Annotated in this window: 1 rRNA gene; it reads right to left on the bottom strand. The window is 51.0% G+C overall.

Going from position 1 to position 498, the window contains the following annotated elements:
* Positions 1 to 498 (bottom strand): 23S ribosomal RNA (locus tag I6E24_RS16660); the annotation flags it as partial.

Here is a 498-nt window from a genome sequence, read left to right as displayed (position 1 = left end):
ATACCCGATTATTATCCACGCCAAATTCCTCGACTAGTGAGCTGTTACGCACTCTTTAAATGAATGGCTGCTTCCAAGCCAACATCCTAGCTGTCTTAGCAATCTGACTTCGTTAGTTTAACTTAGCTGTCATTTCGGGGCCTTAGCTGATGGTCCGGATTGTTCTCCTCTCGGGCACGGACCTTAGCACCCATGCCCTCACTCCCGGGGTCGAACTGATGCGCATTCGGAGTTTGTCAGGACTTGATAGGCGGTGAAGCCCTCGCATCCAATCAGTCGCTCTACCTCACATCAGTAATCCTCGAGGCTGCACCTAAATGCATTTCGGGGAGTACGAGCTATCTCCAAGTTTGATTAGCCTTTCACCCCTACCCTCAGCTCATCCAGAAGCTTTTCAACGCTTATTGGTGCGGACCTCCATCTGGTGTTACCCAGACTTCATCCTGGCCAAGGGTAGATCACTTGGTTTCGCGTCTACTACCGCTGACTTGACGCCCT

The sequence above is a fragment of the Bacteroides caecigallinarum genome, assembly GCF_021530995.1.
Lineage (GTDB): Bacteria > Bacteroidota > Bacteroidia > Bacteroidales > Bacteroidaceae > Phocaeicola > Phocaeicola faecigallinarum.
The sequence above is the reverse complement of the archived record's forward strand: the minus strand, read 5'-3'. Positions and strand labels throughout refer to the sequence as shown.